A 24,911-nucleotide genomic window follows, 5' to 3' on the forward strand; every position below is an offset into this window, starting at 1 on the left:
GCTGTCAGCGGCGTGGGCGAGACTGGCTCCGTGGCACCCACAGACGAGACCTTGCAGGCGACAGCCGACGCCTCCCCGCCCGGCCCGACGCCCCCCGGGGGCGGGGCCGCGAGCGCGCGTGCGCGGATGCCGGGCTGGCTGCCGCGGGCCATGGTGCTCGCCCTGGCCCTCATCGCCTGCTTCCAGCTGGGCAGTTGGGCGTTCCACCAACTCACCGGGCTGTTGATCAACGTATTGATCGCGTTCTTCCTGGCGCTCGCCGTGGAGCCGGCGGTCAGCTGGATGGCCGGGCGCGGCATGCGCCGGGGGCTGGCCACCGGGATCGTCTTCCTGGGCGTCACGATCGCCGGCGCGGGTTTCGTGGTCCTGCTCGGCTCGATGCTCGCGGGCCAGATCGTCAGCATGGTCGAGGACTTTCCCGCCTACCTCGACTCGGTGATCAACTGGATCAACCAGACGTTCCACACGGAACTGAGCAGGGTCGCGATCCAGGACAGTCTGCTGCACTCCGACTGGCTCCAGAAGTACGTGCAGAACAGCGCGAGCGGCGTCCTCGACGTGTCGGGGCAGGTCCTCGGAGGCCTGTTCCAGCTGCTGACGATTCTGCTGTTCTCGTTCTACTTCGCCGCCGACGGCCCCCGGCTCCGGCGCGCGCTGTGCTCGGTGCTGCCGCCCGCCAGGCAGGCCGAGGTGCTGCGCGCCTGGGAGATCGCGGTCGACAAGACCGGCGGCTATCTCTACTCGCGCGGCCTGATGGCACTGATCTCCGGGATCGCGCACTACATCCTGCTCCAGGCCCTGGGCGTGCCCTACGCGCCCGTGCTCGCCGTCTGGGTCGGTCTCGTGTCCCAGTTCATCCCGACCATCGGCACGTATCTGGCGGGGGCCCTGCCGATGCTGATCGCCTTCACGGTCGACCCCTGGTACGCGCTGTGGGTGCTGATCTTCGTGGTCGTCTACCAGCAGTTCGAGAACTATGTGCTCCAGCCCAAGCTGACGGCGAAGACCGTGGACATCCACCCGGCGGTCGCCTTCGGCTCCGTCATCGCGGGCACGGCGCTTCTCGGCGCGGTCGGCGCACTGATCGCCATCCCCGCGGTGGCGACGCTGCAGGCCTTCCTCGGGGCGTACGTGAAGCGCTATGCCGTCACGGACGACCCGCGGGTGCACGGCCATCGGACCAGATCCGGTTCGTCCCCCTTCGCGCGCATACGGGCCGCCCTGCGCAATCCGGACGATCCGAGGGGCGAAGCGGCGACCGGGCCGGAACCGGAACGGGACGCGGACGATACCCGCGACGGCTCTGAGTAGGCGTCCTGGGCGGGCCTCCTAGGTCTCAGTAGGTGATCGCCGCCCAGATCCCGGCGGCGGCGACGGCTGCCAGGTAGCAGGCGACCGCACCGCGCATCACGCCGTTCCTGGTCCTCTCGCTCCATGCCGTACGGGACATCAGCCAGGCCATCGCGGGCAGGACGAGCACGGCGTGCAGGCTGACGCCGTGCAGCGGCTTGAGGGGCGCGGTCGAGTGGTAGGCCGCCTCCTGGTGGCCGGTCTTCGTGAGGATCACTCCGCGTGCGATCATCGCGGCGCCGGACGCCAGCGCGACGAGCAGAATCGCGAACCCGGACCACAGCGCGAGCGGCATCCCCGTGGGCCCCGACGGCCGGCGCCGGAACGAGGCGACCGCGAACCCGGAGAGCAGCACGACCAGGATCCCGCCGCCCACCGCGAGGGACATGGACACGGCGGTGTCGAAGCCGGACTCCATGTTGAGATGCGACGGCACCCGCCGCCATGCCTGGAGGGTGATCCCGCCGACCTCCAGGACGCAGTCGGCGGCGAACACGACGAGCAGTACGTTCCTGGCGCGGTCGCCGATCCGCAGATACGACGTCACCCAGGTGAGCGCGATCAGCGTCAGGCCGAAGGAGACGCCGAACGTGACCGGCTTGCGCCACGAGACAGGGCCGCCCCAGGGCCCTCCGTCGACCGCGAAGACCAGCAGGTGGGCGAGGCCGGAGAGGGTGAGTACGGCGCCGGTGGCGCAGCAGAGGCGCTCGGAGGGGCGGGCGGCGCGCCACAGGTCCCGTACCGCGCCGGTCAGGGCGGGGCCTGTCGGGCCCGGCAGGGGAGTGGCTGTAGTGGGCGAGGACATCAGACGCGCACCTCCTTGGGACGGCCGAACCGCAGTACGGACACGGCGCCGGCCACGACCGTGCCGGCGAGGGCGAGGAGCTCGGCCAGAGTGGAGACGATCAGCAGGGAGTCGCCGGAGGAGAGGTGGTCTCCGGTGTCGGGGGTGACGACTGCGCCGACGCCGATGAACAGGCCGACGGCCAGGGCGAGCCCGGCGGTCCGGCGGTTCGGCCGCCAGGCCAGCAGCGCGGCGGCTGCCACCGGGATGACGAGGCCGGGCGGCACGGCGGGGTAGTCCGCACCGGCCACGATCTGGCCGACGATCGACAGGGCGAGCAGCGCCAGGGCGGCGAGCGTGACGACGACGGTGGGGCGCCGGACCGGGCGGCGGTCTCGCGGGCGCTCCGGGAGCTGGTCCTGCGGGATCCCCGGGCGGTGGTTCTGCGCGTTCTCCATGGCGCAAGCCTCGCGGCCGGGGGACGCGCCGTCGCCCCCGGCCGAAGACACCGCCTGTACGCCGGGGGGAGTATCCCCGGCGGGGGGAGCGGCCGGTGGCCTGCCGGTGATGGCCTGGCTTCAGGCCGGGCTGCTGGTCGAGACCGGGCTCTCAGGAGGAGCTGTAGGTCACCACCACGCCGTGGTAGAAGTTCTCCTCGTCGGCCCCGCCCGACCCGATGTACCCAACGCCCCAGACCTGTTGCGGGACGGAGGTCCACCGGCTGCCGTCCCAGTGCCACGCCGCCTGCTCGCCGTCCGGCCGATGGCCTGGGGGCGGCCTCCTCTGCTCTCCGGCGAGCAGCCAGACGTCGTCGGGGGCGAAGACCGCCGCGTTCCCCACCTTGTCCGTCATCGACGGAGGGAGCGGCACCTCCCGCCGGCGCTTGCCGTCCCAGCGCACGAAGGCAGGGTCGGTCCCCAGGGTGCCCAGCGGAAGATCGGTACTGAACAGCCAGACGTTGTCCGGCCCCGGATGCCTCCAGGACGGTCAGCCCGAGGGTGGCGAGCTTCGGCAGCTCGGCGGCAGCCGTAGTCCCGCCACCTCTTTCCGTCGTGGTGGAGGAAGAACATCGAGTACCCGGAGGCCTTCTCGATTGCGGTGCTGACATGGAACCTGCCGCGGCCGATCGCCCAGTCCTCGGTGGCGGAGGCGGCGGCGACATCCCTGATCTCGGCGTCGCCGGACTCGCTGACGTACGCGCTGCGCCAGCTGTCCCCCTCCGGCAGACCGGCGGAGGGCGAGGCAGGCGTGGGCGAAGCCCGCGTGCGCGAGGCCTTCCCGGAATCGCTCGCATCCGGCCCGCACCCGGCCGGAGAGAGGATGAGTACAGCCGACAGCACCGCGCGTTCTGCAGCGCAGGGGCAAGGGCATCTGCGAACCCTCCAGGCCGCGGGAGCCCCGGAGCCGCCTCGGGGAGCGCCAGAGTCTACGAGCTTCCGCTCGCAGGGCGCGTGGTGCGCGTGGTGCGCTTGACATCAAAATCGAACATCCATTCTTATGGAGTGTCTGGCGGCTCTCTCCCCAGTGTTTCCGGGGATTTCGGTGAGAGCGGCAGGGCTGTGAGCCTCGAGTTATCCACAGGCGGACGGGCGCCGAGGCCGATTGTCAGTGGCAGGCGCTAGCGTCATTGACGTGAAGCGATCGACTCAAGCAAATCGGGTGGAACCCATGGCAGGTACTGACCGCGAGAAGGCGCTCGACGCCGCGCTCGCACAGATTGAACGGCAATTCGGCAAGGGCGCAGTGATGCGCATGGGCGAGCGGCCGAATGAGCCCATCGAGGTCATCCCCACCGGGTCGACCGCGCTCGACGTGGCCCTCGGCGTCGGCGGTCTGCCGCGCGGCCGTGTGGTGGAGGTGTACGGGCCGGAGTCCTCCGGTAAGACGACCCTGACGCTGCACGCCGTGGCGAACGCCCAGAAGGCCGGCGGCTCGGTGGCCTTCATCGACGCCGAGCATGCGCTGGACCCCGAGTACGCCAAGAAGCTCGGCGTGGACATCGACAACCTGATCCTGTCCCAGCCGGACAACGGCGAGCAGGCGCTCGAGATCGTCGACATGCTGGTCCGCTCCGGCGCGCTCGACCTGATCGTCATCGACTCCGTCGCCGCCCTGGTGCCGCGCGCGGAGATCGAGGGCGAGATGGGCGACTCGCACGTGGGTCTGCAGGCCCGCCTGATGAGCCAGGCGCTCCGGAAGATCACCAGCGCGCTCAACCAGTCGAAGACCACCGCGATCTTCATCAACCAGCTGCGCGAGAAGATCGGCGTGATGTTCGGCTCCCCGGAGACGACGACCGGTGGCCGTGCGCTCAAGTTCTACGCCTCGGTGCGACTCGACATCCGCCGTATCGAGACGCTGAAGGACGGCACCGACGCGGTCGGTAACCGCACGCGCGTCAAGGTCGTCAAGAACAAGGTCGCGCCGCCCTTCAAGCAGGCCGAGTTCGACATCCTCTACGGCCAGGGCATCAGCCGCGAGGGCGGCCTGATCGACATGGGCGTGGAGAACGGCTTCGTGCGCAAGGCCGGCGCCTGGTACACGTACGAGGGCGACCAGCTCGGCCAGGGCAAGGAGAACGCGCGCAACTTCCTGAGGGACAACCCCGACCTGGCCAACGAGATCGAGAAGAAGATCAAGGAGAAGCTGGGCGTCGGTGTGAAGCCGGAGGCGCCCACGGCCGAGCCCGGTGCCGACGCGGCGGGTGCCACCCCCGCCGAGGACGCGGCCAAGACGGTGCCCGCGCCCGCGGCCAAGGCCACCAAGTCCAAGGCCGCGGCGGTCAAGAGCTAGTCCGTGACGCGACGAACCGACTGGGCCGATCACGCCTACTCCACCTCCCCGGCGGACCTGGGCGACGGAAGCCCGGGCGACCTGGACGGGCACGGGGCGCCGCGTGACGGCGACGGACCGCGTGACGGCGACAGTCCACGGGGCGGTGGCGGTACTCGTGACGGCGGACGCAGTCGTGGCCGTCGGCGCGGCAGCTTCGGCGAAGCGGCCGGAGGACGACAGGGCAGCGGCTCCCCAACCTCGTCGAGGGCCGAGAAGGGGGAGCCGCCTGCCGACCCGGCGGAGCGGGCGCGCGGCATCTGCCTGCGCCTGCTCACCGGACAACCGCGTACGCGCAAGCAACTCGCCGACGCGCTGGCGAAGCGGGACATCCCCGATGAGGTGGCGGAGGAAGTGCTGTCCCGCTTCGAGGAGGTCGGCCTGATCAACGACGGCGCCTTCGCGGACGCCTGGGTGGAGTCGCGGCACCACGGCCGGGGGCTGGCCCGGCGGGCGCTCGCCCGGGAGCTGCGCACCAAGGGGGTGGACTCCACGGTGATCGACGAGGCCGTCGGGCAGCTCGACTCCGAGCAGGAGGAGGAGACCGCCCGCGAGCTCGTGGCCCGCAAGCTCCGCTCCACACGCGGCCTCGACCGCGACAAGCGCCTGCGCCGCCTCGCGGGCATGCTCGCCCGCAAGGGATACCCGGAGGGCATGGCGCTCAGGGTGGTCCGCCAGGCGCTGGAGGAAGAGGGCGAGGAGACCGAGGACCTCGGGCTGGGGGACTTCTAGCCCCCCGGGTGAGGACTCTGAGCTTTCCTCGGTAAGGGGCTGAGCTCTGCCGGGTGAGGAGCTGGTGAGCTCCGCCTGGTGAGGGGGAGGGCGGCGTCGGTACGGGGGTCCGACGCCGCCCTCGCCCTCACCCAGGTGGGGTTAACCCCCGGGTCATGACGCCTGGTCACCGCAGTGCACAAGGATGTGTGCACAGGCGACTGTGTACGCATGACACCGGAACCCGGCTCCGCCACTCCCGCCGGCGGCCAGGAGCTGAGCGATCTCAGCGCTCTGAAGGCGCTGGCTCAGCCCCGCCGCCAGCAGATCCTCCAGCACCTCACCCTCCACGGCCCCGCGACCTCGGCGATGCTCGCCCGCGACCTCGGGCTCAACACCGGTGCCACCAGCTACCACCTGCGTGAGCTGGCCCGCTACGGATTCACCGAGGAGAGCTCGCCCCAGGACCAGAGTGTGGGCGGGCGCGAGCGCTGGTGGCGAGCCGTCCCGGGCGACCGCCGTTTCCCACCCCACAGCCGCCAGAACCCCGAAACCCGGCTCGTCATGGACGAGTTGAACCACCTCTCGTACGCCGCCGACCTCGAACTCTTCGAGCGGCTCCAGCGGCAGGGGCAGAACCTGGGGGAGTGGGCCGACGCCTTCCCGTACTCACGCGGCACGATCCGACTCACGCTGCCCGAACTCCGCGCGTTCTTCGAGGAGTTCATCGCGCTCCTCAACCGCTACAAGCGCCCCGACAGCGAGACTCCGGACGGCGCACGCACCGTCCTGACCCGCCTGCTCGCCTTCCCCGCGCCGGCCCACCCCGACGACGCCGACGACGCCCGCCCCAACGACGCTAAGGCCCCGGCGCGCCGGGCTCCGGCCGACGGGAATCAGACCCCGGCCGAGGGAATCCAGGCCCTCGACAACACCGCAGAGACGGACACGCCATGATGCTGCGCTACGCACTGCACACCGTCCGGGACCGCAAAGGGGGGTTCCTCGGTGCCTTCCTCGCCCTCATGTGCGCGGCCGCACTCATCACGGCCTGCGGCACCCTTCTGGAGACCGGCCTGCGCGGCACCATCCGCACCGAGCGGTACGCGGCCGCCCCCGTCGTCGTATCCGCCGACCAGAACGTCCACAAGACCACGGTCAAGCACAAGAAGGGCAAGACCAAGGTCAAGCACAAGGCCAAACCGATCGCCGAGCGGGCCTGGCTGCCTGAGGACACCGCGCGACGGCTCCGCGACCTCCCGGGCGTCGAGCGGATCGTCCCCGAACTCACCTTCCTGGCCCATCCCTTGTCGCCAGGAGCCGCCGACCCCGACCGGCCCGCGTACGGGCATGCCTGGGACTCCGCCGCGCTGACCCCCTACGCGCTGACAACCGGCACCGCACCCACCAAGCCCCAGGACCTCGTCGTGGACCGGGACCTGGCCGACCGCACCCACCTGGCGCCAGGAGACAGCCTCACCGTCCAGTCCACCCAGGCACCGCGCACCTACCGCGTGACCGGAATCGCCGCGCCCGCCGGGCACGCGTCAGTGACCCACCAGACCTCGCTGTTCTTCACCACCTCAGAGGCCCGGCGCCTCGCCGACCACCCCGGCCGGGTCACCGCCATCGGCGTCATCCCCGCCTCCGGCCAGAAGCCGGCAGAGCTGGCGCGTGCCGTCGCGAAGGCTCTCGACGGCACGACCGCCCAGGTCGCCACCGGCGACGCCCGAGGCCCCGTCGAGTTCCTCGACGCCGCGGGGGCTCGCATCAAGCTCGTCAGCATGGGTGGCGCGATGGGCGGCACCTCCCTCCTCGTCGCCGTCCTGGTAGTCGTCGGCACCTTCGCGCTCTCCGTCCAGCAACGCCACCGCGAACTCGCCCTGTTGCGCGCCATCGCCGCCACGCCCGGGCAGATCCGCAAGCTCCTCGGGCGTGAGGCGCTCATCGTCGGCGCCGCCGCGGGCGTCCTCGGCTCCCTCGCCGGGCTTCCGCTCGGAGGGTGGCTGTACCACCGCTTCGTCGCACTCGGAGCGGTGCCGCCGACCCTCGAACGGACCGTCAGCGTCTTCCCGCTGTTCGCGGCCGTCGGCGCCACGCTGCTCGGCGCCTGGGCCGCCGCCCAGATCTCAGCCCGCCGCATCGCCCGTATCCGCCCCGCCGAAGCGCTCGCGGAGGCCAGGGTCGAGCGTTCTCGGCCCACCTGGGGCCGCATCGCAGCCGGAATCGCGCTTCTCGCGGGCGGCGCCGTCCTCGTTGCCGTACTCAGCGTGCTGCGCACCGAACCCGCGTCAACTCCCGTGACCTTCCTAGCCGTTGTCGTCCTCGCCTCCTCCGTCGCGCTGCTCGGCCCGCTCCTGGTGAAGGGCGCCGCGGCCCTCCTCGCCGGACCTCTGGGCCTTGCGGGACCCGGCGGCAAACTGGCCACCGCCAACCTCCGCGGCAACGCGGCCCGGATGGCCGCCGTCGTCACCCCGCTCGCCCTCCTCATCGGTATGACCTGCACCGTCCTCTTCACCCAGCCGACCTTGGGCAACGCGGCCCGCGCCCAGGCACGCGAAGGCATCCGGGCAGACTGGATCGTCGCGGCGCAGGGTCCTGGTGTGCCCGCCGAGGCCGCACGCGAGATCCGCAAAACCAAGGGCACCGTCGCGACCGAGGTCGTCTGCACCACCGTGCGCGTAGGACTTGCCAAGTACCCGGCTCAGGGAATCACCCGCGAAGGCCTCACCCGCACGTGGGACCCGGACGTCACCGCGGGATCGCTCAAGGATTTCCGGCAGGACGGCGTCGCCGTCAGCGAACTCGCCGCCGACCAGCTCCACTTGAAGCCTGGCAGCAGGCTGAAGCTGACGCTCGGGGACGGCACACCGGCCACCCTCACCGTGACGGCCGTCTACGCGAAGGGTCTCGGCTTCGGCGATCTGACCCTGGCCCATGATCTGGTGGCCCGGCACGTCGACAATCCCCTCGCCTCCTCCGTACTCGTCAGGACCAGCCGTACACAGAAACAACTCGTGGGCACCGTTCGGGAGTTCCCGGGTCTGCGCGTCCTCGCCCCCGCGGCGGCCGACGACCTCCAGGCCGAACGCCAGCAGGACAACGCCGAGGTCAACCTCCTCGCCATGGGCCTGATCCTCGCGTTCACCGCGATCGCCGTCGTGAACACCCTCGCGATGTCGGTCTCCGAACGCATCCGGGAGTTCGCGATGCTCCGTCTCGCCGGCGCCACCCGCCGTCAGGTCCTGAGGATGCTACGCACCGAGGCCCTCGCCGTGCTGTTCATCGGCACGACTCTGGGCAGCGGTATCGCTCTGGCCGTCCTGACGGCGTTCAGCGTCGGCATGACCGGCAGCGCCGCCCCCGCCGTCACACCCCTCGTCTACATGGCCGTGATCGCCGCCGCCGGACTCCTCGCGCTCACCGCGACCGCGCTGCCAGGCCGCGCCGCCCTGAAGCCCCGTCCGGTCGAGGTGGCAACAGCCAAGGAGTAAGGGGCAGTACGCAATGGTGGGCGCCCCTTACCTCGGGGGTGCCCACCATCACGTACACCTGCGACCTCACGCGACCGTCACTCGGCTGCCACCGGCAGTCCCGCCGCCTTCCACGCCTGGAAGCCGCCCACCAGATCGGTGGCCCGGTGCAGCCCCAGCTGCCGCAGGGAGACGGCGGCGAGGCTCGACGCGTATCCCTCGTTGCACACGACCACGACGCGCAGATCGTGGCTCGTCGCCTCGGCTGCGCGATGGCTGCCCTGGGGGTCGAGCCGCCACTCCAGTTCGTTGCGCTCCACCACGAGCGCCCCGGGGATCAGCCCGTCCCGCTCCCGCAGCGCCGCGTACCGGATGTCGACGAGGAGCGCGTCGCCCGTCGTGGCGGCCGCGTACGCCTCACCGGCCTCGACCCGGTCCAGACCGAGGCGCACCCGATCGAGCAACTCGTCGATTCCCTCAGGCCGTTCACTCCGCGAGCCGCTCAAGCCACCCGCGCCACCCGCGCCACCCACGCCGCTCACGCCGCCACTCACCTCATTAGTCACGTCACCCACCCTGCCCCCTCCGCTCACTGCCAGTCCTCCGGCCGCTCCACCGTCTCGAGCCGCAGCACCGCGCCCGCGCGGCTGTAGCGGCGGATCTGGGGGAGTGGCGGGTAGTAGGCGTGCACGGAGATCGCGTGCTCGCTGGTGGACTCGTTGAGGACCTCGTGCACATGGTGCTGTCCGAAGGCCCTGCCCTTGCCCGCGGCCAGCGTCCGTTCGCGGTCCACGTCCTCGGACAGCTCAAGCGTCTTCCAGCCGTCGGCGGGCAGCCGGGCCGCGAGTGAGTTCTCCTTGAGTTCGCCCGACGCCGTGAGGAAGGCGCCGACGGATTCGGCGTGGTCGTGCCAGCCGGTGCCCGTGCCGGGCGGCCAGCCGATGAGCCATGCCTCGCTGCCGCCGGGCCCTTCGAGCCGCACCCACGTGCGGCCCTCGGGGTCCAGGGGGAGCGAGGCGATGAGTTCGTGGTCCTCGGCGGTACGGCGTACGAAGTCGAGGAGGTCACGCTGCGTGGGCGCGGCGGTCGCCAGGGAAGGGGAGGGTGAGGCAGACACAGATACCGTCCTGAAGGTTCGCGGAGAGTGCGCGAGAAGCCCCGGAAGAACCGGTGAACCCGGGAAGAAGGGGGGATCGCGCAGAGGGAAGAAGCGAATTCAGCAGGACGGGCGACACACGCAGCCCACATAGCGGACGAGGTCCATATGGACCCTCCGCCACAGGCGCACATCGGTGTCGGTCACGCTCCGGAGTACACCATGGCGGAGGGGGTCGGTCAACTCGTTCCGGCGGCGCTCCCGGCCTTCGCGCCGTTCTCCACGGGCCCCCCGAGCGCGGCTTGCGCGGCCGCGTACAGCTGAGCGGGATGCACCCCGCTCAGGGCCGTGACCAGGTGGCCGTCCGGGCGTACAAGCAGCACGGAGTGCGCCGGGGCGCCCGGGTAACTCTCCGCAACGAGCAGCTCCGCCTCGTGCGGCAGCGCCGTGACGGCGGCCGCGAGCCGTGGCATGACCCCGGCCGAGACCCAGTGCCGCCGCTCCCACACGCCAGTGCCGGGCGCGATCAGAACGACGAGCAGGCGCCCGAGGCCGAGCCGGTCCCGCAGCCGGGCGAAGGACCCGTCGGGCGCCGTGACCCGCACGTCCCGGATGGGCGCGCCCGGAGCCGTACCCACGTCGACCGCGGCTTCCGGGGGCTCCGGCGCGAGAGGCGACTCGGCGTACGCCCCCAGAGCGCCCAGCGCCCCGTGCCCCAGATGACCGTCCGTGAGCAGCGCGTCATGGCCGCGCGCTGATCCGGCGACGTACGAGCGCAGCCCTTTGCCGCCTCGCAGTATCGGCAGCGCCTGGTCGGCGGCGCGCAGCCGGCCCGCGACGACGGCGCGGCGCTCGGCCTGATAGCTGTCGAGGAGCGCCTCGTGCGGGCCGTCGTGCCAGGCGAGGGCCAGCTTCCAGGCGAGGTTGTCCGCGTCCCGCAGGCCCTCGTCGAGGCCCTGGGTGCCGAGCGCGCCGAGCAGGTGCGCCGCGTCACCGGCGAGGAAGACCCGGCCGACCCGCCACCGCCGGGCCAGGCGGTGGTGAACCGTGTGCACCCCCGTGTCCAGCAGCTCGTACGGCGGTGTCGAGCCATCGCACCAGCCGGCCAGCGTCTCCCGGATGCGGGTCACCAGGATGTCGGGCGTGACCAGCTCGCTACGGGGCGGCAGCAGCCAGTCGAGGCGCCAGACGCCGTCGGCGAGGGGGCGGCCGACGACCTCCCCGCCGGACGGGCCCGACGTCCGCCAGCGAAGGCTCCGATGGAGCAACGCCTCGCCGGGCCACGGAAGTTCCGTGCGCAGCGCGGCGACGGCGTGTCGCTCGACGGCCGTGCGGCCGGGGAAGCGGATGTCGAGCAGCTTGCGGACCGTGGAGCGCGGTCCGTCGCAGCCCACCAGGAAGCTCCCGCGCCACCAGGTGCCCTTCGGCCCGCGCGTGTGTGCGGTCAGTGCGCCGCTCTCCTGCTCGATCGAGTCGAGGCGGCTGTTCACGGCGATCCTGATGAGCCGCTCGCCGTCGGCGGCCTCCCGCAGTGAGCCGGTCAGCTCGTGCTGGGCCAGATGCAGGGGCGAGGGCATCTGCTCACCGAAGGTGAGCTCCCGCATCACCTGTTTGCGCCGCAGGGAACGCCAGCCGGTCCAGCGCGTGCCCGTCTTGTCGAACGACGTCCGGGCGAGCCGCTCCACGAGGGCGGCGGTGTCCTCGCGGAGGATCACGGTCCGTGCGGGCCGTTGTTCGTCCTTGCCCGGGCCCTCGTCGAGCACTACGGAGGGCACGCCCTGGCGGGCGAGAGCGAGGGAGAGCGTGAGCCCGACGGGGCCGGCGCCGACGACGATCACCGGGTCCACGGCGCGGCTCCTCCTGCCCCGGGGAGTGCTGTGGGAGGCGTACAAGAAAGGGCAGTTGGAGCGGGGTGCGCGATCACAGAACGTATGCAACCCATTGCCGGTGCTTGCGTCAAGTGACGGAGGCAGTGGCGATCATGCCACTGCCTCCGTTTGCTCACATCTCGTCAGTTCTTCTGCAGGGCCGTTCAGTCGGTCCCGTTGACGACGGAGGGGTTGGTGGCGGTCGCCACCGCGATACCGGTCCTCGCGCGACGGCCGCGCCGCTCGATCCAGGTGGCGAGCGCGGCCAGGGCCAGACACAGCGCCACGTAGATCGCACCGACGACGATGACCACCGCGGTGATCGGGTTCTCGCCGTTGACGATGATGTTGCTGGCCATCGTGCGCGCCGCGAACAGCAGCTCGCTGTACGTGATGATGTAGCCGAGAGAGGTGTCCTTGAGGGTCACCACGAGCTGGCTGATCATCGTCGGCAGCATGGAGCGCACGGCCTGCGGCAGCAGCAGCATTGTCATGACCTGCGACTTGCGCAGCCCCAGTGCGTACGCGGCTTCCACCTGTCCGCGCGGCACGGCGTTGACGCCCGCCCGGATCACCTCGGCCTGCACGCAGCCGTTGTAGACGGTCAGACCGATGACGAGCGCCCAGAAGGCGGTGTTGTCGCCGACGACACCGAGGCTGGTCTTGTAGGTCAGGAACAGGAACCAAAGGGCGTAGATCGTGATCAGCAGCGGGATCGCGCGGAACAGTTCGATGAAGCCCGTGGCGGCCCAGCGGACCGTCTTGTGCTCGGACAGGCGAGCGACGGCCAGGAGCAGGCCGAGCACCAGGGAGAGCACGCCGGCGACGGCGAACACCTTCAGCGTGGTGAGCACGCCGTCGCGGATGCTGGTCCGCACGCCGGCGTTGTTGAAGATGTTCCAGACCTCGGGCTCCAGCTGCCCCTTGACGTTCATCCGGTAAAGGGTGAACGCGATCAGGCCGAGCACGGCCAGGGAGCCGACGACCGTGTAGATGCGGTTGCGCACCCGGGCCTTGGGGCCCGGTGCGTCGTACAGGACGCTCGAACTCATCGTGCGACCCCCATGCGCCGCTCGAGCAGCCGGAAGAGACCGCTGATGGTGAAGGTGATGACCAGGTAGCCGAGAGCCACCCAGAGGAAGATCCAGGCGATGGCGAAGCCCTGGTCGCTGAGCAGCTTCTGCACGCCGAACAGCTCGGTGACGCTGAACGCGCCCGCGATCGCCGAGTTCTTCGTCAGCGCGATGAAGATCGAGCTGAGCGGCGGCAGGACGGTCCGGGTGGCCTGCGGAAGGATGATCAGACGCAGCGTCTGGAAGAAGGTCATCCCGATGGACCGGGCGGCCTCGGCCTGTCCCAGCGGCACCGTGCTGATGCCGGACCGGACGGCCTCGCACACGAACGCCGAGGTGTAGAAGCTCAGCGCCATGAGGGCCTTGGCCCACGGGCTGAGGCCCGGCATGAAGATGACCGGAACGACGAACCACGCCACAAGGAAGAGCAGGGTCAGCGGGGTGTTCCTGAAGAGCGTGACCCAGGCGGTGCCGAAGAAGCGCAGCGGGGGTACGGGTGAGACACGGAACCCGGCGATGATGACACCCAGGACCATCGCGAGGAGCCCGCTGGCCAGGGTCAGCAGGACGGTGCCTATGAACCCCTCGCGGAATTCCGCGAGATGGTCGAGCAATACGTTCACGGGGATGTCCTCGTGGGCGGCGGCGGACAGGCAGCGCGGGCCGTGCCACGGGCGCACTGTGCGGTTGCGCCCGTGGCGGGCCGTTCACTGCCGGGGGGTCGTACGGTGCGGGCCGGGGCCCGCACCGTCAGCGCGTCAGTAGCGCTCGAGCGCCGGCGGCGCGGTGTACGCGGACTTGGACAGGCCGAGCGTCGCGTCGTACGCCTTCTTGTAGTCGCCGTTCTTCTCGTGGGCCTCGATGGCCTTCGAGACCGCCTCGCGCAGCGCCTTGTCGTCCTTGTTCATGCCGACGCCGTACGGCTCCTCGGTGAACGGCTTGCCGACGACCTTCAGCTTGCCGGGGCGCTGTGCGGCGTAGCCCTTGAGGATCGCGTCGTCGGTGGTGACGGCGTCGACCTCGTTGTTGAGCAGCTGCTGCACGCACTCGGAGTACTTGGAGAGCTCGACGGTCTTGGCACCGTACTTGGGCTTCTTGATCTCCTGGAGCGGGGTCGAGCCCTTGATGGAGCAGACCGACTTGCCCTTGACGGAGTCCGGGCCCGTGATGCCCTTCTCGTCGCCGCGGACGAGGAGGTCGGCGCCGGCCATGAAGTACGGGCCGGCGAAACCGACCTGCTTCTTGCGCTCGTCGTTGATCGTGTAGGTGCCTACGTAGAGGTCGACCTCGCCCTTGGAGATGGTCGTCTCACGGACGTTCGAGTCGATCGTCTTGAACTCGATCTGCGACGGCTTGAAGCCGAGGTCGGCGGCGACCATCTTGGCGATCTCGATGTCGAAGCCCGAGCGCTTGCCGTCGGTGTCCTGGAAGCCCAGGTACGGCTGGTCGTTCTTGGCGCCGATGACGAGCTTGCCGGCCTTCTGCGCCCGCTTCAGCGTCGCGGAGTCCAGCTTCACGCCCGAGGCGACCGTGTACGTGGGCAGCTTCGGCTGGTCCTTGCCGCCGGCGCCGCCGGCGGGCTTGTCACCGGCGTTGCCGGAGTCGCCGCCACACGCGGTGGCGGTGAGGGCGAGCACGGCGACAGTGGCCGCCGCCGCGGCGGACTTGCGGAGCTTCATGGTGAACATCCTTCGTGTCGGCAGATTTCGGCCGTGAAAAGTCAGACGCCCGTGCGTCAGCGTCAGTGGTGCAGGATCTTCGACAGGAAGTCCTTGGCCCGGTCGCTGCGCGGGTTGCTGAAGAACTGGTCGGGGGTGGCCTCTTCGACGATCCGTCCGTCCGCCATGAAGACCACGCGGTTGGCCGCCGAGCGCGCGAAGCCCATCTCGTGGGTGACGACGATCATCGTCATGCCGTCACGGGCGAGCTGCTGCATGACCTCCAGGACCTCGTTGATCATCTCCGGGTCGAGGGCCGACGTCGGCTCGTCGAAGAGCATGATCTTGGGGTCCATCGCCAACGCCCGTGCGATCGCGACGCGCTGCTGCTGCCCGCCGGAGAGCTGCGCGGGGTACTTGTCCGCCTGCGTGCCCACGCCCACCCGGTCGAGCAGGGTGCGCGCCTTGGCCTCGGCCGCCTTCTTGTCCGTCCTGCGGACCTTGATCTGCCCCAGCATCACGTTCTCGAGCACGGTCTTGTGCGCGAAGAGGTTGAAGGACTGGAAGACCATGCCCACGTCCGCGCGGAGGCGGGCCAGCTCCTTGCCTTCCTGGGGCAGCGGCTTGCCGTCGATCGTGATGTCACCTGTGTCGACGGTCTCCAGGCGGTTGATCGTGCGGCACAGCGTCGACTTGCCGGAGCCCGAGGGTCCGATGACGACGACGACCTCACCACGCGCGATGGTCAGGTCGATGTCCTGGAGCACGTGCAGCGCGCCGAAGTGCTTGTTGACTTGGTTCAGCACGACCAGCTCGTCGGCCGCGGGAATGGCGTCCTTGGTCACCGATACATCGGTCATCGGGGTCTTGCTCCATCCTCCTCGGTTGGGAGGACAGTAGTAATGCCGTACGACCAGCGTCATTACATCTGAGGGGAACTTGAGCATAACGATCCGGCTTCAACCGGCCACGATGCGTGAAGAGGGTGGCCCCGCGCGTACCGGCTGGATAACGGAAGGCGCCCGTAACCGGAACGCTCTTGACGGCGTCCTTATGTATCGGAGTGGATGCCCTGGTGTGCCGCACTCGCGTGCACGGATAACGCCTGCCGGCGTGCCGGGGCCGAACGACCGATGAACCGAAGGGGGCCGTGATGAGACTGCTTCTCGTCGAGGACGACGACCATGTCGCCGCTGCTCTGTCGGCGGTCCTCGCCCGGCACGGCTTCGAAGTGGCGCACGCCCGCAGCGGCGAGGAAGCGCTCCGGGCGCTCGTCCCCGAGGCGGACGCCTTCGGAGTCGTACTCCTCGATCTCGGCCTGCCCGACCAGGACGGCTACGAGGTGTGCGGCAAGATCCGCAAGCGCACGTCGACACCCGTGATCATGGTGACCGCGCGCGCGGACGTGCGCTCCCGCATCCACGGCCTCAACCTCGGTGCCGACGACTACGTGGTCAAGCCGTACGACACCGGGGAGCTGCTCGCCCGGATCCATGCGGTCAGCCGGCGCAGTGTGCCGGACGAGTCCTCCGTGCCGGCCGAGGACGGACTGAGGCTCGGGTCCGTGCACATCGAACTGCCCACCCGCCAGGTCAGCGTGGACGGTTCGGTTGTCCAACTGACCCGCAAGGAGTTCGACCTCCTGGCGCTTCTCGCGCAGCGCCCCGGGGTGGTGTTCCGCCGGGAACAGATCATCAGCGAGGTCTGGCGCACCAGTTGGGAGGGGACGGGCCGCACGCTGGAGGTGCATGTCGCGTCCCTGCGCTCCAAGCTGCGCATGCCCGCCCTCATCGAGACCGTGCGTGGCGTCGGGTACCGGCTCGTCGCGCCGGCCGCCTAGAGGCCGCGGGTGCGCGCTCGCCTCCTCCCGCTGCTCATCGTCCTGATGGCGGGTGTGCTGCTCGCGCTCGGCTTCCCGCTCGCCGCGAGCGTGGCGGCCGCCCAGCAGCAGAAGGTCGTCGTCGACCGCATCGACGACACGGCACGCTTTGCCGCGCTGGCCCAGTTCGTCACCAAGCGCTCGACGGGCTCCCGTGTACGCGTCACGGACGAGCGCCAACAGACCCTGCAGAACGAACTCACGCGCTACTACGAGGTGTACGGGATCCGCGCGGGCGTCTTCTACCGCAACAGTGACCCCATGGGGCGCGCCCCGGACGACTGGCAGCTGCCCCGCGACGGAGCTGTGCGCGAGGCCTTCGACGAGGCCCTGTTCTCGCGCGGCAGCCACGACCCGCAGCAGGTGTGGCCCTGGAGGCGCGGCCGGCTCGTCGTCGCGTCACCGGTCATCAGCGACGGCGATGTCGTCGCGGTCGTCGTCACCGACTCACCCACCGGCAAGATGCGCTCCAAGACGCTTCAGGGGTGGCTGCTCATCGCGGCGGGCGAGGCGGCGGCGATGCTTCTGGCCGTAGGCGCGGCCCTGCGGCTGACGGGCTGGGTCCTGCGGCCCGTGCGCGTCCTCGACGCGACCACCCACGACATCGCCACCGGCCGCCTGAAGTCGCGCGTCGCCTCGGCCGGCGGACCGCCGGAACTCCAGCGCCTGGCCCGGTCGTTCAACGAGATGGCCGACAACGTCGAGGACGTCCTGGAGCAGCAGCGCGCCTTCGTCGCCGACGCCTCGCACCAACTGCGCAATCCGCTCGCCGCCCTGCTCCTGCGCATCGAACTCCTGGCCTTCGAACTGCCCGAGGGGAACGAGGAGATCGCCTCCGTGCGCACGGAGGGCAAGCGGCTCGCCTCGGTCCTCGACGACCTGCTCGACCTGGCCCTCGCCGAGCACACCGAGGCGGATCTGCGGCTCACGGACATCGGCGAGCTGGTGACCGAACGCGTGGGCGCCTGGCGGCCGGTCGCCGACGAAAAGGGGGTACGGCTGACCGGGGACTGCCCCGCGGTCACCGGGTGGGCGGACCCCGTGACGCTGTCGAGCGCCCTGGACGCGGTGATCGACAACGCCCTGAAGTTCACCCCCTCCGGCGAGGAGGTACGGGTCTGCGTCGCCCGTAACGGAGAGTCCACGGAGATCGTGGTCGCTGACCGGGGGCCGGGCCTGCGCGAGGACGAACTCGCGCGGATCGGCGACCGGTTCTGGCGCAGCGCCGGCCATCAGAACGTCAAGGGATCGGGCCTCGGCCTGTCCATCTCGCGGGCGCTGCTCGCGGCCGGCGGCGGCTCCATCACGTACGCCCCTCACGAGCCCCACGGGCTGTGCGTGACGGTGGCGGTGCCCCGGACCCACCGCGAAGGCTGAGGCGGCGGGTCAGGGGCCCTACGGCTTCACCGAGCGGTAGTAGCGGCGGGCGCCCTCGTGCAGCGCCAGCGGATCCGTGTAGAGCGCCGTCCGCAGGTCCACGAGCTGCGCCGCGTGCACCTGCGTGCCGATGTGGTCGCGGCTGTCTATCACCGTGCGCGTCAGCGCCTCCGTCAGGCGGGGGTCGGCACGGTCCGTGGTCACCAGCAGATTCGCCACGGCCAGCGTGGGCACCGAGACACCCTGCTGCGCGTCCGGATAGGCGTCGGCGGGCATCACGGCGGCCCGGTAGTAACGGGACGCGCCGCCCTGCTTGTGCAGTGCGTCGACGAGGTTGCCGAGCTCGACAAGACGGATGGGGTAGTTCTCGGACAGCTTGCGCACATGGTTCGTCGGCAGGCCGCCCGACCAGAAGAAGGCGTCGATGTCGCCGTCCTTGAGCGCCTGGGGCATGCCGTCGATCCCTGTGGAGACGGGGTTCATGTCCCTCTCCAGGTCGAGCCCGGCCGCCTTGGCCACGCGCTCCGCGATGAGCCGGACCCCGGAGCCCTTGCCGCCCACGGCGACCTTGCGGCCGCGCAGATCCTGGACCGACCTGATCGACGACGAGCGGGGCACGACCAGCTGCACGTAGTCGTCGTACAGGCGGGCACAGCCACGCAGCCGGTCCCCTCCGGCGCCGCCCTGGAGCTTGTACTTCTCCACGGCGTCAGCGGCCGCGATCGTGAAATCGGCCTTCCCCGTGGCGACCCGTTCGACGTTCTCCTGGGACCCCTCGCTGTTCGTCAGGCGCACATCGAGGTCCGGCAGGTCGTGGCCGAGCGCGGTCTTGAGGAGGTTGCCGTAGCGCTCGTACACCCCGGTCCGCTGGCCCGTACTGAACGTCACGTTGCCCCCCGGTGTCCCGTCGTCCAGCGGCAGCAGCCACCACAGGAGCAGCCCGAGGACGACGAGGGCGGCGGCCGAGCCCTCCAGGGCTCGGCGCCTGCTGACACGGGGGAGGGCCTTGTGCATGCGGGCGATCCTGCCATTTCACTCACCGTGAGGACCAGGGCGGAGGTCAGGGAACACCGGGGCACGCGCGCGTGGTGACCCCGTACCCTGGTGTGCGAGATGAGCGCGAAGACCTACGAGGTGCGCACCTACGGGTGCCAGATGAATGTCCACGACTCCGAGCGGCTCTCCGGCCTCCTTGAGGACGCCGGATACGTCCGTGCGCCCGAGGGCGCCGACGGTGATGCCGATGTCGTCGTCTTCAACACGTGCGCCGTCCGCGAGAACGCGGACAACAGGCTGTACGGCAATCTCGGTCGCCTGGCGCCGATGAAGACGAAGCGGCCCGGCATGCAGATCGCCGTCGGCGGCTGCCTCGCGCAGAAGGACCGCGACACCATCGTGCAGCGGGCCCCGTGGGTGGATGTCGTCTTCGGCACGCACAACATCGGCAAGCTGCCGGTCCTCCTGGAGCGTGCCCGCGTCCAGGAGGAGGCGCAGGTCGAGATCGCCGAGTCCCTGGAGGCGTTCCCCTCGACGCTGCCCACGCGCCGCGAGAGCGCGTACGCGGCCTGGGTCTCCATCTCCGTAGGCTGCAACAACACCTGTACCTTCTGCATCGTGCCCGCCCTGCGCGGCAAGGAGAAGGACCGCAGGACGGGCGACATCCTCGCCGAGATCGAGGCGCTCGTCGGCGAGGGCGTCAGCGAGATCACGCTGCTCGGCCAGAACGTGAACGCGTACGGCTCGGACATCGGCGACCGCGAGGCCTTCAGCAAGCTTCTGCGCGCCTGCGGGAAGATCGAGGGCCTGGAGCGGGTGCGCTTCACCTCCCCGCACCCGCGCGACTTCACGGACGACGTGATCGCGGCCATGGCCGAGACGCCGAACGTGATGCCGCAGCTGCACATGCCGATGCAGTCCGGCTCGGACACCGTCCTGAAGTCGATGCGCCGGTCCTACCGGCAGGAACGCTACCTCGGGATCATCGAGAAGGTGCGCGCCGCGATCCCGCACGCCGCCATCTCCACGGACATCATCGTGGGCTTCCCCGGCGAGACCGAGGAGGACTTCGAGCAGACCATGCACGCGGTCCGCGAGGCCCGCTTCGCGAATGCCTTCACCTTCCAGTACTCCAAGCGCCCCGGGACCCCGGCGGCGACCATGGAGGGCCAGATCCCCAAGGAGGTCGTCCAGGAGCGCTACATGCGCCTGGTCGAGCTCCAGGAGGAGATCTCCTGGGACGAGAACAAGAAGCAGGTCGGCCGCACCCTGGAGCTGATGGTCGCCGAGGGCGAGGGCCGCAAGGACGGCGCCACGCACCGCCTGTCCGGCCGCGCCCCCGACAACCGCCTGGTGCACTTCACCAAGCCGGACGCCGAGGTGCGCCCCGGTGACGTCGTCACTGTCGAGATCACGTACGCGGCCCCGCACCACCTGCTCGCCGAGGGCGACGTCCTCGACGTGCGCCGCACGCGCGCGGGTGACGCCTGGGAGAAGCGGAACGCGGAGCCCCAGCAGAAACAGGGCGTCTTGTTGGGCCTGCCCTCGGTGGGCGTCCCGGCCCCGCTGCCGGCGGCCACGGGCGGCTGCGCCGTCAACTGACGGCACCGCTCCCTGCGGGCCACGTGCCGCGCAGTAGGCTGCCGATCATGCTTGTCGCCGCCGCCGTCTGTCCCTGCCCGCCCCTGCTCGTACCCGAGGTCGCCGTGGGCGCGGCCCCCGAGCTGGAGGCCGCGCGCGCGGCCTGCGACGAGGCCGTCCGCGCGGTCCTGGCCGCCCGGCCCGACCTGATCGTGGTCGTCGGCGAAGGGCCCGCGACCCGTACGCACAAGCACGGCGCCATGGGCGGTTTCCAGCCGTTCGGTGTCGACCGCGAGGTCCGCCTGGGCGCGGCTCCCGACTCCGAGGCACCGGCGCACCGGCTGCCCCTGTCCCTCACGGTGGGCGCCTGGCTGCTCGACCGGGCCGGGTGGACCGGCCCTGTGGAGGGCTACGAAGTCGAGAGCGACAGGTCCTGGCCCGCCAACGGCGAGGACGGCGTGCACCTCGCGGCACGGGCCGACCGCGTGGGATTCCTGGTCATGGGCGACGGGACGGCCTGCCGCAGCGTCAAGGCTCCCGGGTATCTGGACGACCGTGCCGAAGGGGTCGACGCGTCGATCGCTCAGGCCCTGGGCAACGGCGACCACGACGGATTCTTCGCGACCCTCGACGCGGACCTCGCCCGCGAACTCAAGATCTCCGGCCGCTCCCCGTGGCAGATTCTCACGGCGGCCTCCGTCGAGGACGAGGACCAGGACGAGTGCCAGAACTGGAGCGTCCTTTACGAGGACGCTCCCTACGGAGTCGGCTACTTCGTCGCCAGCTGGTCGTAGACGAGCGCGCACGCACTTGTAGCAGAGCGCTCACAGACGAAAGGTGACGGTCGCGGAACCGCAAGGGTCCGCGACCGTCACCGTGTGCGGGTACCGCGTCTCAGGAGGCGGGAGGAGGTGGCGGGGTGGCCCCACCGCCCGAGCTACCGCCCTTGTCCTGGCCCGGACCCCCGAAGCGGTCCATAGCGTCCTTGGCCTTGCTCGTGCCTGTCTGGATCTGGTCGCTGTACTTGCCCTGGGTCTTCTGGTCGGCCGTCTTCCCGGCCTTGTCCAGACCCTGGTCGATCTTGTCCCCGTGCTGCTGCGCGAGGTCCGAGGCCTTGTCCTTGCTGAGCTTGGCTTTCAGCGTGTCCATGATTCCCATGGGTTCACCTTCACTGGCGGGGGACTACTTGCGGGCGCTGTCACCGGCCTCGTTGTCGGCGGCCTGCTCCGCGGACTGCTGCTTCGGGATCTCCACGGGCTCCGCCGTGGCGGGCTCGGGGGTATCGGCAGCCTCCGTGGACGCCTCCGGCGCCGCAGCGTCGGCGGCTGCGGAGGTGTCGGCAGCCTCGGAAGTCCCGGCGGAGGAGCCCTCGGCCTCGGGCTCGGCCGTCAGAGTGGCGGCCTGCGCCTCACTGGTTGACGCCTCCTCCGTGTCCTTCGACTTCCGGCGGAACCTGGCGAAAACACCCATTTCAACTCCATACGTTACTCGTGCGGGCGAAATCCCGCGTCGCCCGGTGCGTCCGATTGCATCGCCCGGGCCTGAGGTACTCGAAACCGGCGGTCGGAACCTCGCAACAGGGAACGACCCCGGACCTGTGGCGTCACGTAGCTCGTTCGGGAAGACGTCCCGAGGTTTGCGAGACTGGGGCGGTGAGTAGTGCAGCTCCCGCTCCGCGGGTCATCGCCGTCGTCGGACCCACTGCGGCCGGAAAGTCCGATCTGGGTGTTTTTCTCGCCAGAGAGCTGGGCGGTGAGGTCGTCAACGCCGACTCCATGCAGCTCTACCGGGGGATGGACATCGGCACCGCCAAACTGACGCCCGAGGAACGTGACGGGGTGCCGCACCACCTCCTGGACATCTGGGACGTCACCGAGGCGGCCAGCGTCGCGGAATACCAGAAACTCGCCCGCGCCGAGATCGACCGGCTGCTCGCCGCAGGACGCTGGCCCGTCCTGGTCGGCGGCTCCGGCCTCTACGTCCGCGGAGCGGTGGACCACCTGGAGTTCCCGGGCACCGACCCCGAGGTGCGCGCACGCCTGGAGGAGGAGCTCACCCTGCGCGGCTCCGGCGCCCTGCACGCCCGCCTCGCCGTCTGCGACCCCGGGGCCGCCAAGGCGATCCTGCCGAGCAACGGCCGGCGCATCGTCCGGGCCCTCGAAGTCATCGAGATCACAGGCAAGCCCTTCACGGCCAACCTGCCCGGACATGAGTCCGTCTACGACACCGTCCAGATCGGCGTGGACGTGGCGCGCCCCGAACTTGACGAGCGCATCGCAACCCGCGTCGACCGCATGTGGGACGCCGGGCTCGTGGACGAGGTGCGCACCCTGGAGGAGCGCGGCCTGCGGGAAGGGCGTACGGCGTCGCGCGCGCTCGGCTACCAGCAGGTGCTCGCCGCGCTGGCCGGGGAGTGCACCGAGGGCGAGGCGCGCGCCGAGACCGTCCGCGCCACCAAGCGCTTCGCGCGCCGTCAGGACTCGTGGTTCCGGCGCGATCCGCGCGTCCACTGGCTCAGCGGCGAGGCGGCCGAACGCGGGGAACTCCCGGCCCGGGCAATGACGTTGATCGAACGACCGGTTACAGCCTGATCACGTGATGGCATCGGGACGCTCCGGCCGTCATCGCGGCCCCTGGGAGCGTGCCATCATCGACCATCGATCGACCAGTGGAGTCCGAAGTGGGAGGGCGCGTGGCGATGGAGGCCGGCCCTCGTGACACCGCACCCGGCGGGGAACAGCTGAGCCCTGACGGACCGGACGCGACCCCGGACGGTGTGATCGCCGACGGCCCCACGGCCGAGGAGCTCGCATCGCAGACCGGAGGCGCCGAGGTCGAGGTGGAGCTGCGCCCGCAGCGGCGCCTGCGCCTGTGGCAGCTCGCGCCCATTGTGATCCTCTCCGCGATCGGCTCGCTGATGTTCGCCTTCCCGCTCTTCTTCGAGTTCGGGGACGGCGGAGCCGTCGTGGCGATGTTGGGGCTGCTGATCAGCTCCTGCGCCGCCGGCTGGGGAATGATGGCCGCGCGCCGCGTCGGCTACACCTGGCCCGGCTTCCCGGCCCGGGGATCGGGCCGGCGCCCGGACTGGCGGGTCGTCGGCGCGTACGCAGTCGTGGTTGCCGCAGTCGCCGTCCTCGCCGTGTGGCGCGTCGCCCGCCTGCGCTAGTGCTTTTCGTTCGGATCAGGCTGGGCCGGTCCGCGTAACGGGACGTCCCGATGGGTTGTCGTCGCCACCCCGTACGATCGAGGAATGAGCACGCGGATCGCCTTCCTCAAGGGGCACGGGACCGAGAACGACTTCGTGATCGTCCCCGACCCGGAGAACGCCCTGGAGCTGCCCCCGGCGGCCGTCGCAGCCCTGTGCGACCGACGAGCCGGAATCGGCGGTGACGGCCTGCTGCACGTGGTGCGCTCCGCAGCCCACCCCGACGCGCGGCACCTGGCTTCCGAGGCCGAGTGGTTCATGGACTACCGCAATGGCGACGGCTCGGTCGCCGAGATGTGCGGCAACGGCGTGCGTGTGTTCGCCCACTATCTTCAGCGCGCCGGCCATGTCGGCGAGGGCGACCTCGCGGTGGCCACGCGCGGAGGCGTGAAGAGCGTGCACATCGACAAGGAGGGCGACATCACGGTCGGCATGGGCAAGGCCCTCCTCCCCGAAGGGGATGTCACCGTCAGCGTCGCCGACCACAGCTGGCCCGCGCGCAACGTGAACATGGGCAACCCCCACGCCGTCGCCTTCGTGGACGACCTCGCCCAGGCCGGCAACCTCTTCTCCGCCCCGCCCTTCACCCCGGCCACGGCCTACCCGGACGGGGTGAACGTCGAGTTCGTCGTCGACCGCGGCCCCCGTCGCGTAGCCATGAGGGTCCACGAGCGTGGCGTGGGCGAGACCCGCTCGTGCGGCACGGGCGCGTGCGCCGTGGCCGTCGCGGCGGCCCGCAGGGACGGCCTGGACCCGGCGGTCACCGGATCGCCGGTGACGTACGCAGTGGATCTGCCCGGCGGACAGCTGGTGATCACGGAGCGGGCCGACGGGGAGATCGAGATGACAGGACCCGCGGTGATCGTCGCCGAGGGAGAGATCGACACGGACTGGCTGGCGGGTCTCGAAACCGTAAACCCCTGAACGTTCGCTCGAATGGGTGATCCGTTTCACGCTGGGCGAGAGGGGGACTGCTCCACGTGATGGGCTCGGTAGCATCAAGCACCGGCCCGGGCGGGAACCCCGCA

General features: G+C 70.5%; 25 protein-coding genes. 12 read left to right on the forward strand and 13 right to left on the reverse strand.

Annotation, left to right across the window (positions count from 1 at the left end; genetic code table 11):
• Positions 1 to 30 precede the first annotated feature (30 nt).
• Positions 31 to 1,311: an AI-2E family transporter gene (locus tag CG723_RS00125; RefSeq protein WP_199841612.1), complete on the forward strand. Its 1,281-nt coding sequence runs from the start codon at positions 31 to 33 to the stop codon at positions 1,309 to 1,311.
• Between the two features lie 25 nt (positions 1,312 to 1,336).
• Here CG723_RS00125 and CG723_RS00130 read toward each other — a convergent pair whose 3' ends face one another.
• The 3 genes from CG723_RS00130 to CG723_RS00140 form a co-directional block, all read right to left on the reverse strand.
• Positions 1,337 to 2,155 carry a hypothetical protein gene (locus CG723_RS00130; protein ID WP_234374063.1) on the reverse strand — a complete coding sequence of 273 codons (819 nt, stop codon included), beginning with the start codon at positions 2,153 to 2,155 and terminating at the stop codon, positions 1,337 to 1,339.
• On the reverse strand, positions 2,155 to 2,592 hold the full coding sequence (locus CG723_RS00135) for a hypothetical protein (RefSeq protein WP_100591083.1): 438 nt from the start codon (positions 2,590 to 2,592) through the stop codon (positions 2,155 to 2,157). Before CG723_RS00135 ends, CG723_RS00130 begins: the two co-directional genes overlap by 1 nt.
• Positions 2,593 to 2,743: 151 nt before the next feature.
• A complete protein-coding gene (locus tag CG723_RS00140) occupies positions 2,744 to 2,986 on the reverse strand; it encodes a hypothetical protein (RefSeq protein WP_100591084.1) in 243 nt (80 codons plus the stop codon).
• Positions 2,987 to 3,802: 816 nt separating this feature from the next.
• Here CG723_RS00140 and recA point away from each other — a divergent pair.
• The 4 genes from recA to CG723_RS00160 all read left to right on the forward strand — a co-directional run bounded on the left by recA (position 3,803) and on the right by CG723_RS00160 (position 9,171).
• Positions 3,803 to 4,927 carry a recombinase RecA gene (gene recA / locus CG723_RS00145; RefSeq protein ID WP_100591085.1) on the forward strand — a complete coding sequence of 375 codons (1,125 nt, stop codon included), beginning with the start codon at positions 3,803 to 3,805 and terminating at the stop codon, positions 4,925 to 4,927.
• A gap of 3 nt (positions 4,928 to 4,930) precedes the next feature.
• Positions 4,931 to 5,698, forward strand: coding sequence for a recombination regulator RecX (gene recX, locus CG723_RS00150; RefSeq protein ID WP_100591086.1), 768 nt, complete (start codon positions 4,931 to 4,933; stop codon positions 5,696 to 5,698).
• A 210-nt stretch (positions 5,699 to 5,908) separates the two neighbouring features.
• Positions 5,909 to 6,634 (forward strand): ArsR/SmtB family transcription factor, encoded by a 726-nt coding sequence (locus CG723_RS00155; protein WP_100591087.1) that lies wholly within the window; start codon positions 5,909 to 5,911, stop codon positions 6,632 to 6,634.
• The gene (locus CG723_RS00160) at positions 6,631 to 9,171 is read left to right on the forward strand and encodes an FtsX-like permease family protein (RefSeq protein ID WP_100591088.1); all 2,541 of its coding nucleotides are present in this window, start codon (positions 6,631 to 6,633) and stop codon (positions 9,169 to 9,171) included. The genes CG723_RS00155 and CG723_RS00160 overlap by 4 nt, the downstream gene beginning before the upstream one ends.
• A gap of 77 nt (positions 9,172 to 9,248) precedes the next feature.
• On the opposite strand, the gene CG723_RS00165 is transcribed toward CG723_RS00160, so the two are convergent.
• From CG723_RS00165 to CG723_RS00195, 7 genes are all read right to left on the reverse strand, one after another.
• Entirely contained in the window at positions 9,249 to 9,692 is a 444-nt protein-coding gene (locus tag CG723_RS00165; protein WP_442802516.1) for a rhodanese-like domain-containing protein, read from the reverse strand.
• Between the two features lie 47 nt (positions 9,693 to 9,739).
• The gene (locus tag CG723_RS00170) at positions 9,740 to 10,267 is read right to left on the reverse strand and encodes a cysteine dioxygenase (RefSeq protein WP_100591089.1); all 528 of its coding nucleotides are present in this window, start codon (positions 10,265 to 10,267) and stop codon (positions 9,740 to 9,742) included.
• 218 nt (positions 10,268 to 10,485) lie between these two features.
• Positions 10,486 to 12,093, reverse strand: coding sequence for an FAD-dependent monooxygenase (locus CG723_RS00175; RefSeq protein ID WP_100591090.1), 1,608 nt, complete (start codon positions 12,091 to 12,093; stop codon positions 10,486 to 10,488).
• A 185-nt stretch (positions 12,094 to 12,278) separates the two neighbouring features.
• Positions 12,279 to 13,166 (reverse strand): amino acid ABC transporter permease, encoded by an 888-nt coding sequence (locus tag CG723_RS00180; RefSeq protein WP_100591091.1) that lies wholly within the window; start codon positions 13,164 to 13,166, stop codon positions 12,279 to 12,281.
• On the reverse strand, positions 13,163 to 13,810 hold the full coding sequence (locus CG723_RS00185) for an amino acid ABC transporter permease (RefSeq protein ID WP_100591744.1): 648 nt from the start codon (positions 13,808 to 13,810) through the stop codon (positions 13,163 to 13,165). Before CG723_RS00185 ends, CG723_RS00180 begins: the two co-directional genes overlap by 4 nt.
• 135 nt (positions 13,811 to 13,945) lie before the next feature.
• Positions 13,946 to 14,866 carry a glutamate ABC transporter substrate-binding protein gene (locus CG723_RS00190; protein WP_100591092.1) on the reverse strand — a complete coding sequence of 307 codons (921 nt, stop codon included), beginning with the start codon at positions 14,864 to 14,866 and terminating at the stop codon, positions 13,946 to 13,948.
• A gap of 62 nt (positions 14,867 to 14,928) precedes the next feature.
• Positions 14,929 to 15,705 carry an amino acid ABC transporter ATP-binding protein gene (locus CG723_RS00195; RefSeq protein ID WP_100591093.1) on the reverse strand — a complete coding sequence of 259 codons (777 nt, stop codon included), beginning with the start codon at positions 15,703 to 15,705 and terminating at the stop codon, positions 14,929 to 14,931.
• Positions 15,706 to 15,998: 293 nt separating this feature from the next.
• Between CG723_RS00195 and CG723_RS00200 the strand changes: the two genes are divergently transcribed.
• Positions 15,999 to 16,685, forward strand: coding sequence for a response regulator transcription factor (locus CG723_RS00200; protein ID WP_100591094.1), 687 nt, complete (start codon positions 15,999 to 16,001; stop codon positions 16,683 to 16,685).
• Positions 16,686 to 16,694: 9 nt separating this feature from the next.
• On the forward strand, positions 16,695 to 18,101 hold the full coding sequence (locus tag CG723_RS00205; RefSeq protein WP_100591095.1) for a HAMP domain-containing sensor histidine kinase: 1,407 nt from the start codon (positions 16,695 to 16,697) through the stop codon (positions 18,099 to 18,101).
• 18 nt (positions 18,102 to 18,119) lie between these two features.
• Here the strand turns inward: CG723_RS00205 and CG723_RS00210 are convergent, their stop codons facing one another.
• The gene (locus tag CG723_RS00210) at positions 18,120 to 19,115 is read right to left on the reverse strand and encodes a TAXI family TRAP transporter solute-binding subunit (protein ID WP_100591096.1); all 996 of its coding nucleotides are present in this window, start codon (positions 19,113 to 19,115) and stop codon (positions 18,120 to 18,122) included.
• Between the two features lie 99 nt (positions 19,116 to 19,214).
• On the opposite strand from CG723_RS00210, the gene miaB reads away from it, so the two are divergent.
• The gene (gene miaB / locus CG723_RS00215; protein ID WP_199841613.1) at positions 19,215 to 20,699 is read left to right on the forward strand and encodes a tRNA (N6-isopentenyl adenosine(37)-C2)-methylthiotransferase MiaB; all 1,485 of its coding nucleotides are present in this window, start codon (positions 19,215 to 19,217) and stop codon (positions 20,697 to 20,699) included.
• Positions 20,700 to 20,746: 47 nt separating this feature from the next.
• Positions 20,747 to 21,472 carry a class III extradiol dioxygenase subunit B-like domain-containing protein gene (locus tag CG723_RS00220; protein WP_100591745.1) on the forward strand — a complete coding sequence of 242 codons (726 nt, stop codon included), beginning with the start codon at positions 20,747 to 20,749 and terminating at the stop codon, positions 21,470 to 21,472.
• A 100-nt stretch (positions 21,473 to 21,572) separates the two neighbouring features.
• On the opposite strand, the gene CG723_RS00225 is transcribed toward CG723_RS00220, so the two are convergent.
• Positions 21,573 to 21,836 (reverse strand): antitoxin, encoded by a 264-nt coding sequence (locus CG723_RS00225; RefSeq protein WP_100591098.1) that lies wholly within the window; start codon positions 21,834 to 21,836, stop codon positions 21,573 to 21,575.
• A 24-nt stretch (positions 21,837 to 21,860) separates the two neighbouring features.
• The gene (locus CG723_RS00230; protein WP_100591099.1) at positions 21,861 to 22,148 is read right to left on the reverse strand and encodes a hypothetical protein; all 288 of its coding nucleotides are present in this window, start codon (positions 22,146 to 22,148) and stop codon (positions 21,861 to 21,863) included.
• Positions 22,149 to 22,330: 182 nt separating this feature from the next.
• Between CG723_RS00230 and miaA the strand changes: the two genes are divergently transcribed.
• From miaA to dapF, 3 genes are all read left to right on the forward strand, one after another.
• Complete coding sequence (gene miaA, locus CG723_RS00235; RefSeq protein WP_100591100.1) at positions 22,331 to 23,269, forward strand: tRNA (adenosine(37)-N6)-dimethylallyltransferase MiaA; 939 nt, start codon at positions 22,331 to 22,333, stop codon at positions 23,267 to 23,269.
• Between the two features lie 107 nt (positions 23,270 to 23,376).
• On the forward strand, positions 23,377 to 23,844 hold the full coding sequence (locus tag CG723_RS00240; RefSeq protein ID WP_100591101.1) for a hypothetical protein: 468 nt from the start codon (positions 23,377 to 23,379) through the stop codon (positions 23,842 to 23,844).
• An 84-nt stretch (positions 23,845 to 23,928) separates the two neighbouring features.
• The gene (gene dapF, locus CG723_RS00245; RefSeq protein ID WP_100591102.1) at positions 23,929 to 24,807 is read left to right on the forward strand and encodes a diaminopimelate epimerase; all 879 of its coding nucleotides are present in this window, start codon (positions 23,929 to 23,931) and stop codon (positions 24,805 to 24,807) included.
• Positions 24,808 to 24,911: the final 104 nt, after the last annotated feature.

It is taken from the genome of Streptomyces sp. CB01635 (genome assembly GCF_002803065.1).
Taxonomy (GTDB): Bacteria; Actinomycetota; Actinomycetes; order Streptomycetales; family Streptomycetaceae; genus Streptomyces.

Coding starts and splice junctions, on each gene's coding strand:
- CG723_RS00130 (WP_234374063.1), bottom strand. CDS start 2,155: ATGTCCTCGCCCACTACAGCCACTCCCCTGCCGGGCCCGACAGGCCCC.
- CG723_RS00135 (WP_100591083.1), bottom strand. CDS start 2,592: ATGGAGAACGCGCAGAACCACCGCCCGGGGATCCCGCAGGACCAGCTC.
- CG723_RS00140 (WP_100591084.1), bottom strand. CDS start 2,986: ATGACGGACAAGGTGGGGAACGCGGCGGTCTTCGCCCCCGACGACGTC.
- recA (WP_100591085.1), top strand. CDS start 3,803: ATGGCAGGTACTGACCGCGAGAAGGCGCTCGACGCCGCGCTCGCACAG.
- CG723_RS00155 (WP_100591087.1), top strand. CDS start 5,909: ATGACACCGGAACCCGGCTCCGCCACTCCCGCCGGCGGCCAGGAGCTG.
- CG723_RS00160 (WP_100591088.1), top strand. CDS start 6,631: ATGATGCTGCGCTACGCACTGCACACCGTCCGGGACCGCAAAGGGGGG.
- CG723_RS00180 (WP_100591091.1), bottom strand. CDS start 13,166: ATGAGTTCGAGCGTCCTGTACGACGCACCGGGCCCCAAGGCCCGGGTG.
- CG723_RS00190 (WP_100591092.1), bottom strand. CDS start 14,866: ATGAAGCTCCGCAAGTCCGCCGCGGCGGCGGCCACTGTCGCCGTGCTC.
- CG723_RS00195 (WP_100591093.1), bottom strand. CDS start 15,705: ATGACCGATGTATCGGTGACCAAGGACGCCATTCCCGCGGCCGACGAG.
- CG723_RS00200 (WP_100591094.1), top strand. CDS start 15,999: ATGAGACTGCTTCTCGTCGAGGACGACGACCATGTCGCCGCTGCTCTG.
- CG723_RS00210 (WP_100591096.1), bottom strand. CDS start 19,115: ATGCACAAGGCCCTCCCCCGTGTCAGCAGGCGCCGAGCCCTGGAGGGC.
- miaB (WP_199841613.1), top strand. CDS start 19,215: ATGAGCGCGAAGACCTACGAGGTGCGCACCTACGGGTGCCAGATGAAT.
- CG723_RS00220 (WP_100591745.1), top strand. CDS start 20,747: ATGCTTGTCGCCGCCGCCGTCTGTCCCTGCCCGCCCCTGCTCGTACCC.
- CG723_RS00225 (WP_100591098.1), bottom strand. CDS start 21,836: ATGGGAATCATGGACACGCTGAAAGCCAAGCTCAGCAAGGACAAGGCC.
- CG723_RS00230 (WP_100591099.1), bottom strand. CDS start 22,148: ATGGGTGTTTTCGCCAGGTTCCGCCGGAAGTCGAAGGACACGGAGGAG.
- CG723_RS00240 (WP_100591101.1), top strand. CDS start 23,377: ATGGAGGCCGGCCCTCGTGACACCGCACCCGGCGGGGAACAGCTGAGC.
- dapF (WP_100591102.1), top strand. CDS start 23,929: ATGAGCACGCGGATCGCCTTCCTCAAGGGGCACGGGACCGAGAACGAC.